This window comes from Nonomuraea pusilla, assembly GCF_900109355.1.
Classification (GTDB): domain Bacteria; phylum Actinomycetota; class Actinomycetes; order Streptosporangiales; family Streptosporangiaceae; genus Nonomuraea; species Nonomuraea pusilla.
This window is the reverse complement of the sequence record NZ_FOBF01000013.1, coordinates 96990-116852: the sequence shown is the minus strand read 5'-3', so window position 1 is coordinate 116852 and position 19863 is coordinate 96990. Positions and strand designations below refer to the sequence as shown.

General features: G+C 73.8%; 15 protein-coding genes. 5 read left to right on the top strand and 10 right to left on the bottom strand.

The features are described from left to right. Positions 1 to 19 precede the first annotated feature (19 nt). Positions 20 to 1165: an FAD-dependent oxidoreductase gene (locus BMX74_RS25695; protein WP_055502145.1), complete on the bottom strand. Its 1146-nt coding sequence runs from the start codon at positions 1163 to 1165 to the stop codon at positions 20 to 22. 165 nt (positions 1166 to 1330) lie between these two features. Between BMX74_RS25695 and BMX74_RS25690 the strand changes: the two genes are divergently transcribed. The 3 genes from BMX74_RS25690 to BMX74_RS25680 all read left to right on the top strand — a co-directional run bounded on the left by BMX74_RS25690 (position 1331) and on the right by BMX74_RS25680 (position 3350). Beyond that, on the top strand, positions 1331 to 1915 hold the full coding sequence (locus BMX74_RS25690) for a TetR/AcrR family transcriptional regulator (RefSeq protein ID WP_091103287.1): 585 nt from the start codon (positions 1331 to 1333) through the stop codon (positions 1913 to 1915). 118 nt (positions 1916 to 2033) lie between these two features. Continuing rightward, complete coding sequence (locus BMX74_RS25685) at positions 2034 to 2834, top strand: helix-turn-helix domain-containing protein (protein ID WP_236714616.1); 801 nt, start codon at positions 2034 to 2036, stop codon at positions 2832 to 2834. A gap of 120 nt (positions 2835 to 2954) precedes the next feature. Then, positions 2955 to 3350 carry a VOC family protein gene (locus BMX74_RS25680; RefSeq protein WP_091103285.1) on the top strand — a complete coding sequence of 132 codons (396 nt, stop codon included), beginning with the start codon at positions 2955 to 2957 and terminating at the stop codon, positions 3348 to 3350. A gap of 36 nt (positions 3351 to 3386) precedes the next feature. On the opposite strand, the gene BMX74_RS25675 is transcribed toward BMX74_RS25680, so the two are convergent. The 4 genes from BMX74_RS25675 to BMX74_RS25660 all read right to left on the bottom strand — a co-directional run bounded on the left by BMX74_RS25675 (position 3387) and on the right by BMX74_RS25660 (position 8958). Continuing rightward, entirely contained in the window at positions 3387 to 4265 is an 879-nt protein-coding gene (locus tag BMX74_RS25675; RefSeq protein ID WP_055502142.1) for an alpha/beta fold hydrolase, read from the bottom strand. A 3-nt stretch (positions 4266 to 4268) separates the two neighbouring features. Next, positions 4269 to 7076 (bottom strand): helix-turn-helix transcriptional regulator, encoded by a 2808-nt coding sequence (locus tag BMX74_RS25670; protein WP_256257260.1) that lies wholly within the window; start codon positions 7074 to 7076, stop codon positions 4269 to 4271. A gap of 468 nt (positions 7077 to 7544) precedes the next feature. Continuing rightward, a complete protein-coding gene (locus tag BMX74_RS25665; protein WP_055502140.1) occupies positions 7545 to 7919 on the bottom strand; it encodes a VOC family protein in 375 nt (124 codons plus the stop codon). A gap of 160 nt (positions 7920 to 8079) precedes the next feature. Further along, positions 8080 to 8958: a DUF1963 domain-containing protein gene (locus tag BMX74_RS25660; RefSeq protein ID WP_177227515.1), complete on the bottom strand. Its 879-nt coding sequence runs from the start codon at positions 8956 to 8958 to the stop codon at positions 8080 to 8082. 225 nt (positions 8959 to 9183) lie between these two features. Here BMX74_RS25660 and BMX74_RS25655 point away from each other — a divergent pair, with 225 nt between their 5' ends. Both BMX74_RS25655 and BMX74_RS25650 read left to right on the top strand, forming a co-directional pair. Next, positions 9184 to 10206, top strand: coding sequence for a LacI family DNA-binding transcriptional regulator (locus BMX74_RS25655; protein ID WP_218154052.1), 1023 nt, complete (start codon positions 9184 to 9186; stop codon positions 10204 to 10206). Between the two features lie 158 nt (positions 10207 to 10364). Then, entirely contained in the window at positions 10365 to 12230 is a 1866-nt protein-coding gene (locus BMX74_RS25650) for a hypothetical protein (protein WP_218154051.1), read from the top strand. 21 nt (positions 12231 to 12251) lie between these two features. Here BMX74_RS25650 and BMX74_RS25645 read toward each other — a convergent pair whose 3' ends face one another. From BMX74_RS25645 to BMX74_RS25625, 5 genes are read right to left on the bottom strand one after another with little or no spacing between them, the layout of a single operon-like run. Then, positions 12252 to 13235, bottom strand: coding sequence for a DUF2804 domain-containing protein (locus BMX74_RS25645; protein ID WP_055502136.1), 984 nt, complete (start codon positions 13233 to 13235; stop codon positions 12252 to 12254). Beyond that, positions 13232 to 14917 (bottom strand): glycoside hydrolase family 2 protein, encoded by a 1686-nt coding sequence (locus BMX74_RS25640; protein WP_055502135.1) that lies wholly within the window; start codon positions 14915 to 14917, stop codon positions 13232 to 13234. The genes BMX74_RS25645 and BMX74_RS25640 overlap by 4 nt, the downstream gene beginning before the upstream one ends. Continuing rightward, positions 14907 to 16934, bottom strand: coding sequence for an alpha-galactosidase (locus tag BMX74_RS25635; RefSeq protein WP_201784467.1), 2028 nt, complete (start codon positions 16932 to 16934; stop codon positions 14907 to 14909). The genes BMX74_RS25640 and BMX74_RS25635 overlap by 11 nt, the downstream gene beginning before the upstream one ends. Then, positions 16931 to 18580: a glycoside hydrolase family 13 protein gene (locus BMX74_RS25630; RefSeq protein WP_055502133.1), complete on the bottom strand. Its 1650-nt coding sequence runs from the start codon at positions 18578 to 18580 to the stop codon at positions 16931 to 16933. The genes BMX74_RS25635 and BMX74_RS25630 overlap by 4 nt, the downstream gene beginning before the upstream one ends. Further along, on the bottom strand, positions 18570 to 19832 hold the full coding sequence (locus BMX74_RS25625) for an MFS transporter (RefSeq protein WP_055502132.1): 1263 nt from the start codon (positions 19830 to 19832) through the stop codon (positions 18570 to 18572). Before BMX74_RS25625 ends, BMX74_RS25630 begins: the two co-directional genes overlap by 11 nt. Positions 19833 to 19863 lie beyond the last annotated feature (31 nt).

Genomic DNA, 19863 nt, shown 5'->3' with positions numbered 1-19863 from the left:
GGCCTTCGGCGTACGGGGGTCAGGGCTGGGTGTCGTCGCCGTGGGCGAAGTCGGGGAGTTCGTCGGACAGCAGGTGCTCGGCGCCGCCTTCCAGGAGCTTGGCCGTCTCGACGGAGCGGGGCAGCATGGTGTGCTCGTAGGCGCGGACCGCGTCCCCGACGGTGGGGGCGCCGGCGAGGGCGAGGGCGAGTTCGCAGGCGTCGAGCATGGCGAGGTTGACGCCGACGCCCAGCGGGGGCATGAGGTGGGCGGCGTCGCCGAGGAGGGTGACGGTCGGCTGGTGCTCCCAGGTGTGGGGCACGGGCAGGGCGTGGATGGGGCGGTCGACGTAGGGGCCGTCGTTGTCGCTGATCAGGCGGCGCAGGCCGGGGGACCAGCGCGCGTACTCCTTGAGGAGCAGGGCACGGATGCCCTCGGTGTCGTCGACGGTCAGCCCGCTCCGGCTGATCCAGTCGGCGGCGACGCGCTGGATGAGGTAGACGCGGATGTGGCCGCCGCTGTTGCGCTGGGCGAACATGCCGCGTTCGCCGTCGGCCGCGGCGGCGCCGCCCTGGCCGACCAGTTCGGCGACGGCGGGGTGGCGTCCCTCGACGTCGGAGAACCAGGCTTCGAGGAAGCTCACCCCGGTGTAGCCGGGGACGGCCGGTGAGAGGGCCGGGCGGACCTGGGAGAAGGCGCCGTCGGCGCCGATGACCAGGTCGGTCTCGACGGTGTCGCCGTCGGCGAAGTGCAGCAGCCGGGGGCCGTCGGCGGGCCCGCCGACGGCGGTGAGGGCCCGGCCCCACCGCACCGTCCCGGGCTCCAGCGAGTCCAGCAGCAGCGTGCGCAGGTGGCCGCGGTCGATCTCCGGCTTGAACAGCTCGCCGTCGCCGGGAACGTGGTGGAACAGGAGCCGGCCGTCGGGGCTCAGCTGGCGCATCTCCTGCCCTTCGGGCCGGGCGAGGTCGAAGAACGCCTCCAGCAGGCCGGCCTCGCGCAGCGCGATCTGGCCGTTGTCGGCATGCAGGTCGAGGCTGCCGCCCTGGTCGCGGGCCTGGGGACCGGCCTCGCGGTCGTAGACGGTGACCGTCAGGCCGCGCCGTTGCAGGATGCGGGCACAGGTCAGGCCCCCGGGTCCGGCGCCGATGACGCTGATGCGGGCGTGGGCGGGCGTGGGAGAGGTCATGGCTGTTCCTTCTGATCGGGGGAGAGGCGAGGCACGCGGCGGGCAGGGCCGTGCTGCCGGCCCGGGGCCTCCTGCCGAAAGGAGACTAGGTACAAAAGTGCAACGAGTCAACTAAGCAACTGGTAGCACGATGTGCATCGTGCAGCTTTCAGATATGCTTCACCCATGACCGTGTCTCCCGTCGGCCGCCGCGAACGCAAGAAGGCGGCCACCCGGCAAGCGATCGCCGACGCGGCCCTGCGGCTCTTCCTCGAGCGGGGCTACGACCAGGTGAGCATCCGCGACATCGCCGATGCGGCGGACGTGTCGACCACCACGGTGTTCAAGCACTTCACCGGCAAGGAAGCGCTGGTGTTCGACCAGGAGCAGGACCGCGAGGCGGGCCTCGTCGCCGCGGTCCGGCAGCGCGCGTCCGGCCAGAGCATCCCCGACGCCCTCCGCCGGCACATCCTCGACACCTGGCTGCCGATCGAGACCCACCCCCAGCGGGCCGGGTTCACCCACCTGGTCGACTCCACGCCCGAACTGCGCGCCTACGCCGAGCACATGTGGACCCGCCACGCCCACGCCCTCGCCGCGGCCATCGCCGACGAGGTCGGCGCCGACCGCGACGACCTCGCCTGCGCCGCGCTCGCCCGCTACGTCCTGGAGATCCCCGCCCTCGCCCGCGGCCGGCACGACCTCCAGGCCGCCGTCGAGACCATCTTCGACATCCTCGTCCACGGCTGGCGGCCGTCCGCCGCCCGCTGACGCGCTGCGCCGCCCCACTCCCACCGGCCGAGCGCTCCGCCGGGAGACCAGGTAGTGATCATCGGCCGGCACCCCGCGGGACGTCGGTCGCGCCGCCCCGACGCCGTACCGTGGCAGGGTGACCATCGTGCCTGATCAGCGGACGTCCGCGGCTCTGGAGCCGTTCGTGGCGACGCTGAGCCCCTACGATCTCGGGCGGAGCCCGGCCGGCGTTCATCGTGGCCTGCCCTCCACCACGCTGTCGATCACGATCCCGGAGGAGGACTCCCTGGAGATCGCCTGGCCCGGCCGGCCCGGCTCGCCCGACCGGTTCCGCGCGGTCGTCGCCGGACTTCACCTGGACGCGGCCGAGCTGCGGCAGCAGGGCGGCACGCGCGGGGTGTGGCTGACGCTCAACCCCTCGGGCGCCGCGGCGCTGCTGGGGATCCCGGCGTCGGCGCTGGCCGGGCACGTCGCCGATCTCGCCGACGTGGTCCCGGCGATGGCGGACCTGCCGGAGCGCCTGGCCGCCTGCCGGTCCTGGCCGCAACGCCGCGCCGTCGTCGAACGCGCCCTGCTCGCCGGCCTGGCCCGGCACGAGGAGCAGGCCGGCGGCCACGAACTGCGCGCCACGCTGGCGGCGCTGTCCGCGACCGACCGGGTGCAGGAGGCGGCCCGGCTGCTGGGGTGCTCCCGGCGTCGCCTGAGCGGCCTGGTCCGCACCGCCTTGGGGGTGACGCCGAAGGAGTACCAGCGGCTCCTCCGTTTCCAGGCCGCGAGGGGCAGGCTGGTGGCCGCCGCCTCCGCGAAGAGGGCCGGTCTGGCGGCCGTGGCCGCGGCCTCGGGATTCGCCGACCAGGCGCACCTCACCCGGGAGTGGCGGGCCATGGCCGGATGCACGCCCACCGAGTGGCTGCGCGAGGAGGGTCTGGCCGCGTAGGCGCCCGCCGCCGGCGACCGATGCGGACGAGGAGCGCGCGTCCGGGCGAGGGCCGACGCGGGCGCGGCCGGTTCCCAAATGTTCAAGACCCCGCCTGATCCCGGCCCCCACGATGGGGGGATGACGCTCAACATCCAGATCGCTCCCCGCCTGATCGTGCCCGACCCGGACCGCGCGTCCGCGTTCTACCAGGCCGCCCTCGGCGCCGAGCAGGTGTTCCGCGCCCCGCTGACCGACGACGGCCGGCCCTCCGTCGTCGATCACCGCGTCGGCGGCGCGTTCTTCCGGGTCTCGCCGGCTGTCTCGTCGTGGGGGTGGCTGTCACCTGATGATCTCGGCGGCTCCGCGGTGCTCCTCGAGATCGAGGTCGACGATCCGGACGCACTCGGCGACCGCATGATCTCCCACGGCGCCGAGGTGGTCGTGCCCATCGAGAACCGGCCCTACGGCAAGCGCTCGGGCCGCGTCCGCGACCCGTTCGGCCACCTGTGGATCATCACCGGCGAGCTGCGCTGAGCAAGCGCCGGGTCATGCCCGGACCAGGGCCGCACGTCACCCGGCCGTGTGCGCGAGGACGGCGGCGGCCAGTTCCTCGTGCACCTCCGGCGGCAGCGTGTGGCCCATGCCCGCCACGATCATCAGCCGCGCACCCGGGATCCGTTCGGCGATGATCGCGCCATGGCCCGGCTTCGCCGGCTCGTGGCTGCCCTCGATGACCAGCGTGGGGGCCTTCACCTGGTGCAGCACGTCCACCGGCTCGAAGTCGGGCTTGGCCATGGCGGCCAGCCGGTGGTTGGCCACCGCCGACAGGTCGCGGGCCCGGTCGTGGATCCGCTCCTGCAGCCGGCGCGCCGCGTCCTCGTCGAACGGCAGCCCCGTGCCGTGCAGCAGCCGCTGTTCGGCGATCATGCCGTCGATCAGCGCGCGCCGGTCCTGCGGCGGCGGCGCGGCCATCAGCGCGCGGTAGAAGTCCACGAACTCCGGCGTCGGCTCCGGCAGGCTGCCCTCCGGCTGCGGCTGCCCGGTCAGGGCCCGCATGATCACCTCGCCTTCGCGGCCGCCGAGCGGCGAGGAGCCGATGACGGTCAGCGAGCGCACCCGCTCCGGCCGCTCCACGGCGACGAACTGGCCGAGCAGCCCGCCCGCCGAGTGGCAGACCAGGTGCGCGCTCTCCAGCCCGTGCGCGTCCATCACGCGGTAGACGTCGTCCTTGATGTCCTCCCAGGTGTACGGGTCGGCCGCGAAGTCGACGGTGCCCGACCTGCCGGTGTCGCGGTGGTCGTACCGGATCACCCGGCGGCCTCCGGCGGTCAGGCGGCCGACGAACTCGTCCGGCCACAGGACGCCCTGCGACATCGAACCCATGATCAACAGGATCGGCGCGTCCGTCTCGGCGCCGAACTCCTCACTCCAGATGGTCACGTTCTGCATGCCTCACAGCATGCCGTCGCCTGCTACCGGCGCCTTCTGTAGAACTACTAGCCGCGCCAGTTCCGTACGGGAGCCGATGCCCAGCTTCGGATAGATCTTGTACAGGTGGTACTCGACCGTGCGCGGGCTCAGGAAGAGCTGGGCCGCGATCTGCTTGCTCGACAACCCGTCGGCGACCAGGCTCGCGATGCGCAGCTCCTGCGGGGTCAGCGCGTCGAGCACGGCCGCGGGCGGGGCCTGCCCGCTCTCGCCCGCCGCCCGCAGCTCGCCCTGCGCCCGCCGCGCCCACGGCCGCGCGCCCGCCCGCTCGAACGTCTCCCACGCCATCCGCAGATGCGCCCGCGCCTCGCCCGGCCGCTGCCCGCGGCGCAGCCGCTCGCCCAGCAGCAGAGCCGTCCTGGCCGCCTCGAACGGGTTGGTGTGCAGCCGCAGCGCCTCGCCGAACGCGTCCTCGGACGAGTCCACCAGCGCCCGGCAGCGGGCCAGCAGCGCGTGCGACTCGGGCGTCGCGGCGTGCGCCGACCACCGCTCGTACGCCTCCAGCGCCGCCCGCGCGCCCGCCTCGTCGCCCGCGCCCACGGCGGCCTCGACGTGGTCCGGCGCCATCCGCCACACCACGATCGGATGCCCGGCGCCCGCCCCCGCCGCCGCGACGGCCGTGAAGCGGTCGCGCGCCGCCGCGTGGCGGCCCAGGCACAGGTCCAGCATCGCCAGCGCGTACGCGGCCACCCCGGCGCGCAACCCCACCCGGTGGGGGACGGCGATGGCCAGCGCCTCGCGGGCCTGCCGTTCGCAGGGCTCCTCCTCGCCGCGCAACGCCGCCAGCACCGCCAGGTTGGCCAGGTGCGCGGCCACGGTGTTCTCGTACCCGGCCTCCCGCGCCAGCGCCAGGCCCTCCTCCGAGACGGCCTGGCTGCCCGCCAGCCGGCCGGCGATGCGCTCGGCGGTCGCCACGAACTCCAGGACGACGGGCAGCTGCCCGGCCATCCCCGACACCCTGGCCACCCGCCCGGCCCGCCCGGCCAGCTCGGCGGCCAGATCCGGCTCGCCCAGGGCGCTGGCCGCGGCCGTCGCCCACAGGTACCCCGCCGCGTCCTCCAGCTCGCCCGCCCGTGCGAGCGCCCGCCGCAGCAGCCCCGGCCCGGAGGCGTCGCCGTCCAGGGTCAGGCCGATCCCGGCCACCGTGTCCCGCAGGAAACCCTCGGGGTGCGCCGCCGCCCGCCTGCCGAGCTCGACGATGGTCGCCGTGTCGCCGACGTACGAGGCCGCCTCCACGGCGTCGGCCAGCATGTCCAGGCTGTCGCCCGCCGCCAGGATCCTCACGGCCTCGGCCGCGTTGCCCGCGTTCAGCTCGAACCGGCCTCGGAGCTGGGCGATCTCCATGGCGAGCGCGACGTCCCCGCCGGCCCGTTCGCGCGCCTCGGCCAGCAGCGACTCCGCCTGTCCTGGGCGCCCGCCGAGCCAGGCCGCGACGGCGGCGTCCTTCAGGCGCGCGGCACGGGCGCGCGGCTCGGGGGTCAGCTCGGCGGCCCTGGCCAGGGCCGTGGTGGCGGCGCCGTACCCGCCGCGGTCGCGCGCCCGCTCCGCGGCGGCCACCAGCGCGGCGGCGACGTGCTCGTCCTGACCCAGGGCGGCCCCGGCCAGGTGCCAGGCACGGCGGTCGCCCTCGGTCAGCTCCGCCAGGACGGCGTGCACCCGGCGGACGTCGGCGGGGGCGGCCGCCTCGTGCACCGCGGACCGGATGAGCGGATGACGGAAGCGCACGCCCGTGCCCGACACCCCGGCCAGCCCGGCCCCCTCCAGCTCGCCCAACGCCTCCCGCGCGGTCCCCTCCAGCTCGCCCAACGCCCCCCGCGCGGCCCCGGCGTTCTCGCCGGTCCGTACCGTTGGCTCGGCGAACAGCCGGTCGGCGGCCCGCAGGACCAGGTCGAGGTCGGCCTCGGCAGCAGCGACCAGGGCGACCAGCCGGGCCCGCGAGGACAGCGCGGCCACGCGGTCGCCGAAGAGCCGGGCGCCGCCGGGCAGCGGGTCGGGCAGCGGTTCGCGCCCGGAGAGCTGCGCGGGCGTCAGCCGGGCGGATATCTCGCCCAGCGCGAGCGGGTTCGCGCCGGTCAGCGTGACGAGTTCCCGCCGCACGCGGGCGGGCACCGCACCGTGGCGGGACTCCAGCAACTCGGCCGCCGCGGACTCGGGAAGCCCGCGTACGTCCACCGTCAGCGGCACGCCCTTGACCTGAGCGTCCCCGCGCACGGCGAGCAGCATCGCGATCCGTTCGGTGCCCAGCCGCCTGGCGGCGAACAGCAGCGCGTCGGCCGAGGCCCGGTCGACCCACTGGAAGTCGTCGACCACGCAGACGAGCCCGTCCGGCGCCGCGGCCTCGGCCAGCAGCGAGAGCACGCCGGCGCCCAGCAGGAACCGGTCGCCGGCGCCGCCCGCGGCGAGACCGAGGGCCGCGCTCACGGCGTCGCGCTGCGGCTCCGGCAGCGCGTCGAGCGAGCCGGTCACCGGCCACAGCAGCTGGTGCAGCGCCGCGAACGCGAGGTCCGACTCGGACTCGACGCCGGTGGTCCGCAACACCCGCATCACCCCGCCGCCCCCGGCCGCCTCGCCGCGCCCGCGGGCCTCGCCGCGCCCGGCGGCCTCGCTGCGCCCGGAGGCCCCGGCTCGCTCGGCCGCCGCGTCGAGCAGGGTGGTCTTGCCGGTTCCCGCCTCACCGCGCAGCACCACCGCGCCGCCGGAGCCCTCGCGAGCCCGCGAGATCACCTCGTCGAGCACGCCGATTTCCGCAGATCTGCCATAAAGCACAAGCATCTACTGTAGGAGCAGGGCGCCTGCCCGCCGCCCCCTCCCACGCAGCCGCATCCCTCCGGCACGCCCCCGGCGCCGCAGCGCGTGCGGGACGGCGCTCCGCCGCAGCCCACCGTCTGCGGGGTCACGTCAGATCGGCGAGGCGGCCGTCCTCCTCCGGGCTCCGGAGCCGGCCGGGTCTCGGGGCCGGAGTCCACCGGCAGCCGGCGGCGGGCCGCGCACGGCGGGGAAGGGGATGGCCCGGACCGGCGAGGCTCCGCTCGTGAGAGTCCGGCAACGCGGCGTCGCCGACGCCGGCCATCACGCTGGTCACCGCACCGACCGCGCTCTTGCCGCGCGGGCGCCGCGCGGCGAGAGGGGACCTCTGGTGACGTGCCGCTCCCGTGATGGCCGTCGGCTTCGGGGATGGCGGAAGGCGTCGTTCCTCCGTCAGCTCCCTCAGGGGCTGAACCCGGCGTGCCGGGCCGGTGCTCAGCTCAGGCGGGCCCGCAGGAGGCAGAATTCGTTGCCTTCGGGGTCCTCAAGGACGTGCCAGGGCTCGTCACCGGTCTGGCCCACGTCGGCCGGACGCGCCCCGAGCTTCAGGAGGCGTTCGAGTTCGGCGTCCTGGTCGCGGTCGGTGGCGTTGACGTCGAAGTGCAGCCGCAGCCTGCCCGTCTTGGGCTCGGTGGTGGGGCTGAAGATCAGAGTCGGCTGCAGCCCGCCGAACCCTTCCCGCGGCCCGATCTCGACCGCGCCGTCGTCCTCGGTGTCGAGGACGATGAAGTCCAGAACCTCGCACCAGAACGCCGCGAGCCGGTGCGGATCCTGGCAGGGGATGATCAGTTCAGAGATACGACAAGCCATGACCGGGCATCCTACCGGGCGTGCGGCGGGCGGTCCGGAGGGCCCGTCGCGGGCATCCACAGCAGGGAGCGTCTCCCAGGGCGCCGCACGGCGCTGGAGAGCTCCGGTTGGACGGCAACGAACATCCGGGCCTGTGGACGCCGGTTCTCGGGTTTCCGGCTCAGTGTCCCTGGACGTAGGGGAAGATCTGGCTGAAGTCGCGAGCGGCGAGCCGGTCACGGCGGATGCCGAAGATCAGGACGGCCCCGTCTCCGAAGATCATCCCGTTGTCCTCGTCGAGCTGGAGCAGGTTGACCCACTGGGACGCCTCCGCCGCGAAGCCCGGATCCTTCGGGTCCAGCCCGGCCGCGGACGCGGCCGCGGTTCCGACCGGCGGCTGCAGGGCGTCGGAGTAGCCGCCGACCTGGTGCCGCGGCCCACGCCTCTTGCGCCGTTCGCCGTACAACTCGAGCTCCCAGGCGAACGTCTCGCCGCCGTCCCCACTGTCTTCGTCCCCGCTGTCTTCGTCCTCGTCGTCGAGGTGCACCACGCGGTCCCACACCAGTTCCCTGGCCGCGTCCAGACTCCCGAAGGCGTCCAGCACAGCGGGATGGCCGGGATCCGGCCAGCTCGGCTCGGTGACCGCGGTGAGCGGCGCCTCGGGGAACACCCGCGCCTCCCCGCGGACGGGCACCTCGCGCTCGGCGACGCGTACGGCGCCGGGAGGCAGCGGGATCACCCGCGCGGCCGTGCAGTCCCAGGTGGTGAAGAACAACAGCGTGCCCTCAGCGGGCAGGTCGATGTCCGGCTCGTAGGCCGCGAGCGCCGCGCAGTCCAGTTCGGCAAGGAAGCGCATCGCGGGACCGCCATCGCCGGCGCGCGGCCACGACACCCCCTCGGGCAGTCGCGGCAGGCCGCCCAGCCGGCCGACGACGTTCTCGCCCTTCTCCGTGACCGACAGCCGGATGGCCGGACGAGCCAGGGCGATGAACGGCTCGGCGAGCTCCTCGGGTAACAGCTCGCGGACGTACTCGGCGAAATCAAGCAGCCAGCCCTGCACACCGCCCATTCTTCCCGAACCCGAACCCGATCTCGAACCCGATCTCGAACGGAACGATGCGCGGTTCGGTAGGGCTGCGCGCCCTGTGCGCCGGGCCGTCGATGCCAGGGCGTGCCGATCTTGCTAATACGAATTACTTCAGCGATTACCTCTTGACGCCCCGTTGTGCCCGGTTTCAGAATGACCGCACTAATGCGCATTATCAGGTGGCGGGTGATACGTACCGTGACTGCTCCAGGGCGGCGTCTGACCCAGCAGGACATCGCGCGCATGGCCGGAGTGAGCCAGACGACGGTGTCGCTGGTGCTCAACGGGAGGGCCGAGGGCGGGGTGCGGATCTCGCCCGAGACCCGCGAGCGGGTGCTCCAGGTGATCAGGGAGACCGGGTACGTGGCCGACCCGGCGGCGCGGCGGCTGGCCGAACGGCGCAACCGCATCTACGGCGTGTTCACCTACGAAGCCGTCTTCCCCACCGAAACTGCTGATTTCTACCACCCGTTCCTGGTCGGCATTGAGGAGTGCGCGGAGGAGACGGGCTGCGACCTGCTGCTGTTCACCAGCGCCAAGGTGGAGCGGGGGGAGCGGCGGCGGATCTTCAGCTCCGAGAGCCGGATCCGCCTGGCCGACGGATGCGTCCTGCTCGGCCGGACCATCGACCGGGAGGACCTGTCCAGGCTGCTGTCCGAGGGCATTCCGTTCGTCTCGGTCGGCCGCCGGGACGACGCGGGCGGCCCCGTGCCGTATGTCGGGGCGGACTACCCGTCGGCGGTGCGTGCGCTGGTCGAGCGGGCGGCGGCGCTCGGGCACCGGCGGATGGCCTACGTCGGAGCGGGGGAGGGCGCGGAGTCCTACGCCGACCGGCTGCGCGGCTTCACCGAGGCCGTGGCCGCGACCGGGGGCGAAGGGCTGCGTCCGGCGGGCGCGCAGGACGCGGACAGGCTGTTCGGCTCCGGTGCGAGCGTGGTGTTCGCCGAGGAACCGGCCGACGGCGTGGCCGTCGCCGAGGCCGCCCGGGCGCGCGGCCTGGATGTGCCGGGCGACCTGTCCGTCGTCGCGCTGGGCGCGCCCACCAGGCCGGTGCCGACCGACATCGACTTCGCCGGGTTCCGCATCCCCCGCCGGGAGATGGGCCGCAGGGCCGTCGAGCTGCTCACCCAGGTGCTGGAGCGCGGCGGAACCCCGCAGGAACTGCTGGCGTGCGAGCTGGTCGAGGGATCGACGCTGGCCCCCCTACGCGGGAGGAGGTGACTCCCCACCTGGTCGAGCCCTCGGACGACGCGCCGCCGCCTTCACGTTCCCGCACTGTTCGAACCGCTCATTCGAAACCCTTCGTGATCCCCCTCCCGGTCACAGGCGCTCACCCGGCTGTCCGGCGCCTGTGGCCCACCCCCTCCGAAAGGTTGATCATGCTTTCCCGCCGCACCCTGCTCCGCGCCGCCGCCCTGCTGCCGGCGTCCGCCCCCCTGCTCGTCTCCGGCGCCGCATCCGCCGCGATCGCCCGCCTGGCGCCGGCGCCGCCGCTGAACCGCGCCCTGTTCGCCCCCCACGAGCAGCGCTTCGCGCCGTACCTCGTCACCCTCGCGCCCATGGTCAACGACATGGACGACAGCGGGTTCTTCGCCGGTGGCTGGTGGCGCAAGCCGGCGGCGGCGTTCAACGCGCGCGTGCAGGAGCACGTCTTCACGCTGGCCTGGTTCCACGCCAACGCCCGCCCGTGGAACCCGTACGCCGGGGACACGAGCCTGCTGGCCGCGCTGGACGCGGCGCTCGGCCACTACCTGTCGCTCCAGCACTCCGACGGTTCCTTCCCTGAGTACAGCCGCGACGAGCACGGCCTGGCGCCGACCGGGTTCGGGCTCGGCTACCTGGCCAAGACCCTGCGGATCCTGCGCTCGGCCGGGGTGCTGCCGGAGAGGCAGGCCCAGCTGACCACCGCCTTGCGCACGGCCATGACCTGGTTCCTCGACCCCGGCAATCGCACCGTCTGGCAGGACCCGCTCCACTACGCCAACCAGACCGCCTCCGGCCTGGCCGGGGCCGCGTTCGCGCTCAGGCACGACCCCGACCCCGTCCTCGCCACGCGCCTGACGGAGGCGTTCGCCCGGATGGCCGCGACCGGCGTCAGCCCCGCCGGCTTCTTCCACGAGGAGGGCGGCCACGACATGAACTACAACTTCGAGGTCATGCTCCCCGAGCTGGCCGACGCCTACCACCACACCCCGGACCCGCACCTGGTGGAGATGGCCCGCGCCCTCACCGGCTTCCTGTCCTACAACCTGCTGCGCGAGCCCGACGGCTCCGGGTACATGGTCAACGTCGCCCCCTCCACCCGCACCAGCGCCCGCTGGTACGACGAGGTCAGGCCCGACCCCGACAGGACCGCGCTCAACTGGACGTTCACCCGGCAGGTGCCGCTGCTGTCGGCGTTCATGACCGCCGCCGAGGACCTGGCCGAGGCCCGCGCCGCCTGGGCGGCGTCCCCCGACCCGGTGCCGCCGCTCGCCAAGCAGGACACCTCGCCGCGCATCCTCACCCACGGCCTCGACGGCGAAGGGTTCCCCGGCAGGCGGCAGCGGGCCGCCGCCATCGCGGACCTGCCCTACCTGCGCTCGCAGGACTTCGTCGAGCTGCGCAGGGACAGGGGCCAGGACTTCCTGTACGTCCGCAAGCCCGGCCTCTACCTGGGCGGCTACTTCGGCGCCCGCGCCTCCCGCAGCCGCACCGGCCTGACCTTCCTCTGGCACCCGGTGGCGGGCACGGTCATCTGCGGGCTCAACGACAACAACCACGCCTGCTGGTCCACCGTCTTCCCCGGTCAGGCGCCCGACTCCAACGGCTCCCTGCCCGCCGCCTACTTCCGCGGCGCGCCCGGCGGCACGGAGTGGACCGGCGGCCCGGCCCCCGCCGCCTTCGGCATCCGCTACGGCAACGCGAACGTCACCACGGACGTCCTGGTCACCCGCCGGACGATCCGGCGCACCGTCACGGCGAACGCCGCCGCCACCGAGCAGATCCCCCTCGTCCTCCAGCCCGGGGACGTCCTCACCTTCACCGACGGCACCGAGCCCGCGTTCGGCGGCTCGACCGCCGCCACCGCCGACGGCTTCGACCTCCGCAGGGGCGGCACCACGATCCGCTTCCGCTGGGGCGTCCCGCTGCAGGCGACCCTCGCGGCGGGCAGCGTGCGTTACTTCCGCGACGGCGCCCGCCGCTTCCACGCCCTCCGCATCGCCCACCAGGGGACATTCGACCTCACGATCATCCTGGGGTGACGTGGGGCGGACGGGCGCGGGCTACCAGCGGTTGCGGGCCTCCTCGGCCCAGCCGGTGAGGCCGTCGAGGTCCACCCAGGCGCCGTCGTCGGCCCGTGCCCGCCCCGAGAAGCGGCCGAAGCACTGGTGGGTCTCGTTGCCCACCAGTCCCAGCTCGGTGCGGGCCACCTTCTCGTGGAACGGGTGGAACGTCACCTCCACCCGCGCGCCGGTGATCCGCCAGGGCCGCAGCCAGTCGGTACGGTCGTACGACCACTCCAGCTCGTCGCCGATCTTGTGCAGGCGACCGTCGACGAACAGGGCGTTCTCCGTCGAACCGGTGCCGTCGGTCCACCTGCCGCCGAGCTGGATCGCCCGGCCGGGCCCGCCGCCGGCCGCCCAGTTCCACGTCACGGAGTACGGCCACTTGCCCCGGCCGTGGTCGAGCACGGCGAACGAGTCCGTCTCCTCGAAACCGAACTCGCTCGATCCGAGCCGCAGCCGGCCGCGCGCCGGGCGGCCGACGTCCTTGACGGTGTACTGGAACCGGTTCGGCCCCCACGGCACCACCACGCCGAGCGACTCGTGGCCCTCCGGCAGCGGCACCTCCAGGTCGAGCTCGATGCCGGGCGCGACGGCCCGGATCACGGTGCCGGAGACGCCCTGGTCGATGTCGATCGTCAGGCCGCCGCCCCGTACGGACGCCGTCCCGGCGCCGCTGCGGTCGGGGAAGACGGCGCCTCGGGCCAGCGGCACCACGACGTCCTTGGCGGTCTCGACCCGGGTGTCCCGGTCGAGCACGTACACCCCGTTCACCGCCGCGTAGTCGAGCGACGACGCGACCAGGCCGATGATGTGGCGCGGGGTGACGACGCCCCAGTACTCCCACCGCTTGCGCCGTCCCCAGCCGCGCAGGTTGCCCCGGTGCAGCGGCCGCCGCGTCCAGCCGACCGCCTCGGTGTTGAGCCGCCCGTCGGGCAGGCAGAGGTCGACGGGCTCGGTGATCTCCCGCTCGTGCGTGGTCATGCGAGCCTGAGCCTTTCCGTGATCGAACGTACGAGGTCCTCGGGGAGCTTGAGCACCGCCCGGTCGTAGGTGAGCAGGCCGTTGATCTCGTCCTCCACGTCGGACAGCTGCGTGTAGACGGTCGCGCTCAACCCGCGCGCGATGGCCGGGATGATCTGCTCCTCGTGCAGCCGGGCGAACGCCTGGCCGAGCGCGTCCGCCGTGCGGTGGCGGCGGTAGCCGAACTCCTTCTCGCCCCAGGTGTGGCCCTCGACCCGCAGGCTGTGGCCGCCGTACTCGGACAGCACGAGCACCCGTCCGTCGGGGCGGGGCGGGCGGAACCGGCGGAAGTAGACGTGCAGGCTCCGCAGGTCGCCCGCCCGCTGGTCGTGCCAGCCGCTGGCGTGGTCCACCGTACGGGTCGGGTCGAGCCGGGCCAGCTCGGCGGCGATCCGCGCGGCGTCGAACTGGCCCCAGCCCTCGTTGAACGGCACCCACACCGCCAGGCTCACCACGTTGCGCAGGTGCTCGACCGTGGCGCGCAGCTCGGCCTCGAAGTCCGCACGGCCCGCCGCGCCGGCCCGGCCGAACCGGCGGTGCCTGCGGTCGTCCAGCCGCATGAGGGGCAGGACCGCGGGCGCGGTGACCACCCAGGGGCGGTACGGCTCGCCGCCGTTGACCATGTCCTGCCAGACCAGCATGCCGAGCCGGTCGCAGTGGTGGTACCAGCGCAGCGGCTCGATCTTGATGTGCTTGCGCAGCATCGTGAAGCCGAGCCGTTTCATGGTGGCGATGTCGTGGACCATCGCCTCGTCGCTGGGCGGGGTGTAGAGGCCGTCCGGCCAGTAGCCCTGGTCGAGCACGCCCGCGTGGAAGTACGGCCGGCCGTTCAGCAGCAGCCGGGGGACGCCGTCCGCGTCGGGCCCGACGGAGAAGGAACGCATGCCGAAGTAGCCGCGTACCCGGTCCGTGCCGAGCGACACGGCGACGTCGTACAGGAAGGGGTCCTCGGGGCTCCAGGCGCGCGCCTCGGGAAGGGGGACGCGGACCGGCCGCCCCGCGGGCGCCGTGGCGCGCGCGACCACGGAGCCGTCGGCCGAGATCTCGATCCGCGCCTCGCCCCTGGACGCGTGGACCGTCACCTCCACGCACGAGTCGGCCGGCAGCGGGGTCAGGGTGAGCCGTTCGACGTGGACGTCGGGCACGCGCTCGGCCCAGACCGTCTGCCAGATGCCCGACTGCGCCGTGTACCAGATGCCGCCGCGCCGCAGCCGCTGTTTGCCCCGCGACCCGTTCCCGGTGTCGTCCTGGACGGCCAGGACGAGGGTGTTCCCTGACGGGCGCAGCGCGCCGGTGACGTCGAACGAGAACGGCAGGTAGCCGCCGGTGTGCCCGCCGACCTCGACGTCGTTCACCCACACCCGGCAGGTCTGGTCGACCGCGCCGAAGTGCAGGATCACCCGGCCGCCTGCGAAGTCGCCCGGCAGGTCGAAGGAGCGCCGGTACCAGAGGGTCTGCCCGGGGAGGAGCTGCCGGTTCACCCCGGACAGCGGCGCCTCCGGCGAGTACGGCACGACGATCTCGCCGTCGTACGTCGCGGGGACGCCGTCGGCGATGGCGTACTGCCAGCGGCCGTTGAGGTTGAGATAGCTGTCGCGGACGAGCTGGGGCCGCGGGTACTCGGGAAGCGGGCTATCCGACACGGGTCAGCCTCTTCAGTTCGCTGGTGGCCTCGAACGGCCACGGCCGGGGCAGGCCGTGGCTCATCAGCAGGGCGCCGTGGTGGATCTCCCCGGTGTCGTGGTCGCGGTAGCGGCCCTCCCCGTCCAGGCCCTTGAGCCGTACGGGGGCGGTCGCGCGGACCAGCGTCGTCGGCCGCCAGGAGAGCACCACGACGTCCGCGCCGAGGGTGTACTGCACGGCCCAGTCGGCGAGGCGGTCGGCCCGGCCGCCGTGAACGATCGGACGGATCTCCTTGTACTGCTTCACCAGGTGGCTCGCCTGCTCCAGGTCGGCCGGGCTCCACCGCCGCAGGTCGCCGCCGATGCCGAGCGCTCCCGCCATCGCGACGTGGAAGCGGAAGGCGAGCGGGGTCGGCCTGCCGGTGATCGCGTTCGGGCTGTCGGTCACCCAGGCGCCCATCGTGCAGGCGGGGTAGATCTGGCCGTAGCCGTGCTGGATCGCGATCCGCTGGGCGGCGTCGGTGTTGTCGGAGGTCCAGATCTGGTCGGTGCGGGCGAGCATGCCGAGGTCGGCGCGGCCTCCGCCGCTCGCGCAGCCCTCGATCACCAGGTGCGGATGGGCGGCGCGCAGCCGGTCGATCACGGCGTACACGTTCCGGATGTACGGCACCCACACCTCGTCGCCGGCCTCGGTGACCGGCCGGTTCATGTCCCACTTCAGGAACGCGACGTCGTCGCCGGTCACCAGCTCGTCGAGCCGGTCGTACGCCCATGCGGCGACGTCGTCCCGTGAGAAGTCGAGCAGGAGCTGGTCGCGCACCTGCGTCGGGGACCGGTTCGGCTGGCGCAGCACCCACTCCGGGTGCGCCCGGTAGAGCGCGCTGTCCGGGTTGACCGACTCCGGCTCCACCCACAGGCCGAACTCCATGCCGAGCCGCTTGACGTGCTCGACCAGCGGGGTGAGGCCGCCGGGGAAGCGCTCGGGGTTCGGCCACCAGTCGCCCAGGCCGGCCGTCTCGCCCGTACGGCCGCCGAACCAGCCGTCGTCCACCACGAACAGCTCGACCCCGATGCCGGCGGCCAGTTCGGCCAGCTCCATCTGCTGCGCCTGGGAGATGTCGAACTCGGTCGCCTCCCACGAGTTGAACACCACCGGCCGGACCCGGCCGGGCGCGGGCAGCACGTGGCGGCGGACGTGGTCGTGCCAGCGGTGACTGACCCCGCCGAACCCCTCCGGCGAGTAGACCCCGGTGAACGCGGGCGTCTCCAGGGCTTCGCCCGGTCCGAGCCGCCAGGTCACGCCCTCGTGCCCGAACCCGCCGCTCCAGCCCGCCCGGCCCTCCTGATCGCGTTCGACCGTGACGCGCCAGCTTCCGCTCCAGGCCAGCGCCGCGCTCCACACCTCGCCGTGGTCCTCGGTCGCGTCACCCGCGTCGAGCATCACCCACGGGTTGGCGTGGTGGCCGCTGTGCCCGCGCCTGCTGGTCAGCACGGTCTCGGCCTCCGCCGGCGCGGTTCGCCGGAGCTGGAACTCGGCGCCCCACCCGCCGGTGACGTGGGTGAGCCGGTAGTCCTCGCGCTGCGGAACCGTCCAGGCCGCCGAGTCGCAGCGCAGGATCGTGATCGGCTCGTCGCCCGTGTTGCGCAGGGTCGTCCAGCGGTCGATCGCGTCGCTGCCGGGCCTGACCCGGTAGTGCAGGCCGATCTCCAGCGGGTAGTGCCGGTCGGCCATCCTGATCGTCAGCTGTCCGCCCGTGTCGTCGCCGCCGCCGAGGGTGGCGAGGTCGTGGCCGAGGTGCCGCCACTCGACGCCGCGCACGCCGTCGCCGTACCTGACCTGCAGGCTCGCCACGCCGAACCGTTCGCCGCCCTCGCCCGGCAGCTCCTCCCGTCCGGAGGGCAGCGCGCGGGCCTGGTCGAGGGTGAGCGGCGGCCCCCAGTGCGCGCAGCGCGGCGCGCCGTCCTGCCCGAGCCGCACGACGTACGCGCTGGAAGGGGTGGTGAGCAGCCACAACCCGGGTTCATCGTGGACGATCACGACAGCCACACTCCGGTGTCGGGCGGAAGCAGGCGGCCCTCGAGCGGCCCGCTGGCGAGCAGCACCTCGTGGTGCGGGCTGAGCGGCACCGGCTCGGGACCGAAGTTCACCATCAGCGTGAAACCGGGGTCGCGGGCGAGGGCCAGCACGCCGGGGGGCGCGTCCAGCCAGGTCAGGTCGCCGTCGCCGAGCGCGGGATGTTCACGCCGGATGGCGAGCGCGGCCCGGTAGAGGTTCAGCGTCGAGTCGGGGTCCGCCCGCTGCGCGGCCACGGTGAGTCCCGCCCAGTCGCCGGGCTGGGGGAGCCACGTCTCCCTGGCGTGCCGGGAGTCCCGGGCGGCGCTGAAGCCGTACGGCGCGATCGTGCCGGACCAGGGGAGCGGCACCCGGCAGCCGTCCCTCCCCATGAACGTGCGCAGCGTGCGCTCGAACATCGGGTCCTGCCGGGCCTCGTCCGGGATGGCGAGATGTTCCGGCAGGCCCAGCTCGTCCCCCTGGTAGACGTACGCCCCGCCGGGCAGGGCGAGCAGCAGCAGCGCGGCCGCGCGGGCCCGCCTGGTGCCCAGCTCGACGTCCACGTCCACCCTGCCCAGCAGCACCTCCGGGGTCGGCGCGTGGACCAGGTCCTGGTCGACGCCGTACCTGGTCACCATGCGCGGCACGTCGTGGTTGCCCAGCACCCAGGGGATCGACCCGCCCGTCTCGCGGGCCAGCCGGTACGACTCGTCGACGACCGCGCGGAACTCCTCCGCCGACCAGGGAGCCGGCATCAGCCGGAAGTTGAACAGCTGGGCCAGCCCGTCTCCCGCCAGGTAGGGCCTGGCCTGGTCGGCGTCGAACCACATCTCCGCCACGGTGCCCCGGTCACCGGGGAAGGAGCCGAGGATCTTCCGCCAGGACCGGTAGAGCTCCAGCAGCTCCGGCTGGTGCTCGTAGGGCACGGCCGCCAGGCCCGGGGTGAGCGGGCCGCCCTGGCTGCCGGGGACGACGTCGGGCAGGCCGTCCTGCTTGAACAGCATGTTGGCCACGTCGATCCGGAACCCGGCCACGCCCCGCTCCAGCCAGAACCGCAGCACCCGCTCGAACAGGGCGACCACGTCGGGGTGCCGCCAGTTCCAGTCGGGCTGGGCGGCGTCGAACAGGTGCAGGTACCACTGCCCGTCGGCGACCTGGGTCCAGGCCGGGCCGCCGAACACCGACCGCCAGTTGTTGGGCTCGTCCCTGAAGACGAACCGCTCCCGCTCCGGGCTGCCGGGACCGGCCGCCAGCGCGGCGCGGAACCACGGATGCTCGGCCGAGCAGTGGTTGGGGACGATGTCGACGATCACCTTGATGTTCTTCGCCGCGGCCCCCGCCACGAGCGCGTCGAAGTCGGCCAGCGTGCCGTACCGGGGGTCGACGTCGCAGTGGTCGGCCACGTCGTAGCCGCCGTCCGCCAGCGGCGAGGGATAGAACGGGCTCAGCCAGATCGCGTCCACACCCAGGTCGGCCAGGTGGCCGAGCCGGGACAGCACGCCGGGCAGGTCCCCCTCGCCGTCGCCGTTCGCGTCGGCGAAGCTGCGCGGATAGATCTGGTAGACGACCGCGTCCCGCCACCACGCCCCCTGGTCGTACGGGCGGGCGACACCCGCGTCTTCAACGGACACCGCGGATCCTCCAGATCAGGCAGGCACCGAGCGTGGCGAAGCCGGCCGCCACGCCGTACATGAGCGGATAACCGCCGGCCGAGGTGACCAGCGGTGCGGCGATCACCGGGCCGAGCGTGTTGGACGCCGAGTTGGACAGGCTCACGATGCCGAGGTCCTTGGCCCGGTCGGCGTCGGCGGGCAGCAACTGGGTGACCATCGCCTGGTCGACGGCGGCGAACATGCCGTAGCCCGCGCCGAGGAGCACGGACGCCGCGACGGCGGCGGTCCAGGACGTCAGGAACGTCAGCACCAGCCCGGAGGCGGCCATCGTGAGGCCGCCGGCGAAGACGGCGGGCCTGCGGCTGCCGTGCCGGTCGGACAGCCAGCCCGCCGCCAGGGTCGGCACGACGCTGCTCAGCGTGAACACCGCCACGAGGACGACCACGCCCTGCTCGACGGCCGAACCGGGGAACAGCCGCTCGTAGTGGACCGCGTCCCTCAGGTAGTACTGCAGGTAGCCGATCGCCATCGCGAGCGTGAGGGTGATCAGGAGCCGGCTCGTCCAGGCCCAGGCGAAGTCGGGATGCCTGCGCGGGCTCACCCACAGGCCGCGCAGGAAGGCCTGTGCGCCGAGCGGCGCGGCCGGCTCCGTGGCGGCGTCAGGAGGTTCGGCGGGTTCGCGGGTGAACAGCCCGAAGGGCAGGACGAGCAGCAGGATCAGCGCGGCCATGGCGAGGAACCCGGCCTTGGCCCCGGTCAGCAGGACGGTCGCCACCACCCCGCCCAGGAGCGGGCCGGTGAGCTGGCCCACGCCCGCCAGCGCGGACACCCTGCCGCGCTGGCCGATCGGCACCTGGTCGGGCACGGTGGCGATGGCGGCGGCCAGGGCGGCGGTGAAGGCCAGCTGGGCGACCGCCCAGCCGGCGACCAGCCCGGCCAGCGACTCCTGCCAGGCGAGGAACGTCAGGGACGCGGCGCAGGCCAGCGCGCCTCCCACGATCCAGGGGCGGCGCCGGCCGAACCGGGACCGCGTCCGGTCGGACATGGCGCCGAACAGCGGGTTCGCGATTATCGTACAGACGGCGCCGACCGCGAACACGGCGGCCAGCGACGCCTCCTTGTGCGCCGGGTCGATCCGCGCGACGTGGGAGGGCAGCAGGATCTGGTTGCCGACCGTCATCGCCATGATGACGCCCATCTGGGCCAGCGCCAGCAGTGTCATCCAGCCGGCGGAAACCCGTGTCACGGGCGTGGTGCGCACCTCGGCCATGTGTTTCCTTCGAGAGAAACATGAGTGGGTG

Coding starts and splice junctions, on each gene's coding strand:
- BMX74_RS25695 (WP_055502145.1), bottom strand. CDS start 1,165: ATGACCTCTCCCACGCCCGCCCACGCCCGCATCAGCGTCATCGGCGCC.
- BMX74_RS25690 (WP_091103287.1), top strand. CDS start 1,331: ATGACCGTGTCTCCCGTCGGCCGCCGCGAACGCAAGAAGGCGGCCACC.
- BMX74_RS25680 (WP_091103285.1), top strand. CDS start 2,955: ATGACGCTCAACATCCAGATCGCTCCCCGCCTGATCGTGCCCGACCCG.
- BMX74_RS25675 (WP_055502142.1), bottom strand. CDS start 4,265: ATGCAGAACGTGACCATCTGGAGTGAGGAGTTCGGCGCCGAGACGGAC.
- BMX74_RS25670 (WP_256257260.1), bottom strand. CDS start 7,076: ATGCTTGTGCTTTATGGCAGATCTGCGGAAATCGGCGTGCTCGACGAG.
- BMX74_RS25665 (WP_055502140.1), bottom strand. CDS start 7,919: ATGGCTTGTCGTATCTCTGAACTGATCATCCCCTGCCAGGATCCGCAC.
- BMX74_RS25650 (WP_218154051.1), top strand. CDS start 10,365: ATGCTTTCCCGCCGCACCCTGCTCCGCGCCGCCGCCCTGCTGCCGGCG.
- BMX74_RS25645 (WP_055502136.1), bottom strand. CDS start 13,235: ATGACCACGCACGAGCGGGAGATCACCGAGCCCGTCGACCTCTGCCTG.
- BMX74_RS25625 (WP_055502132.1), bottom strand. CDS start 19,832: ATGGCCGAGGTGCGCACCACGCCCGTGACACGGGTTTCCGCCGGCTGG.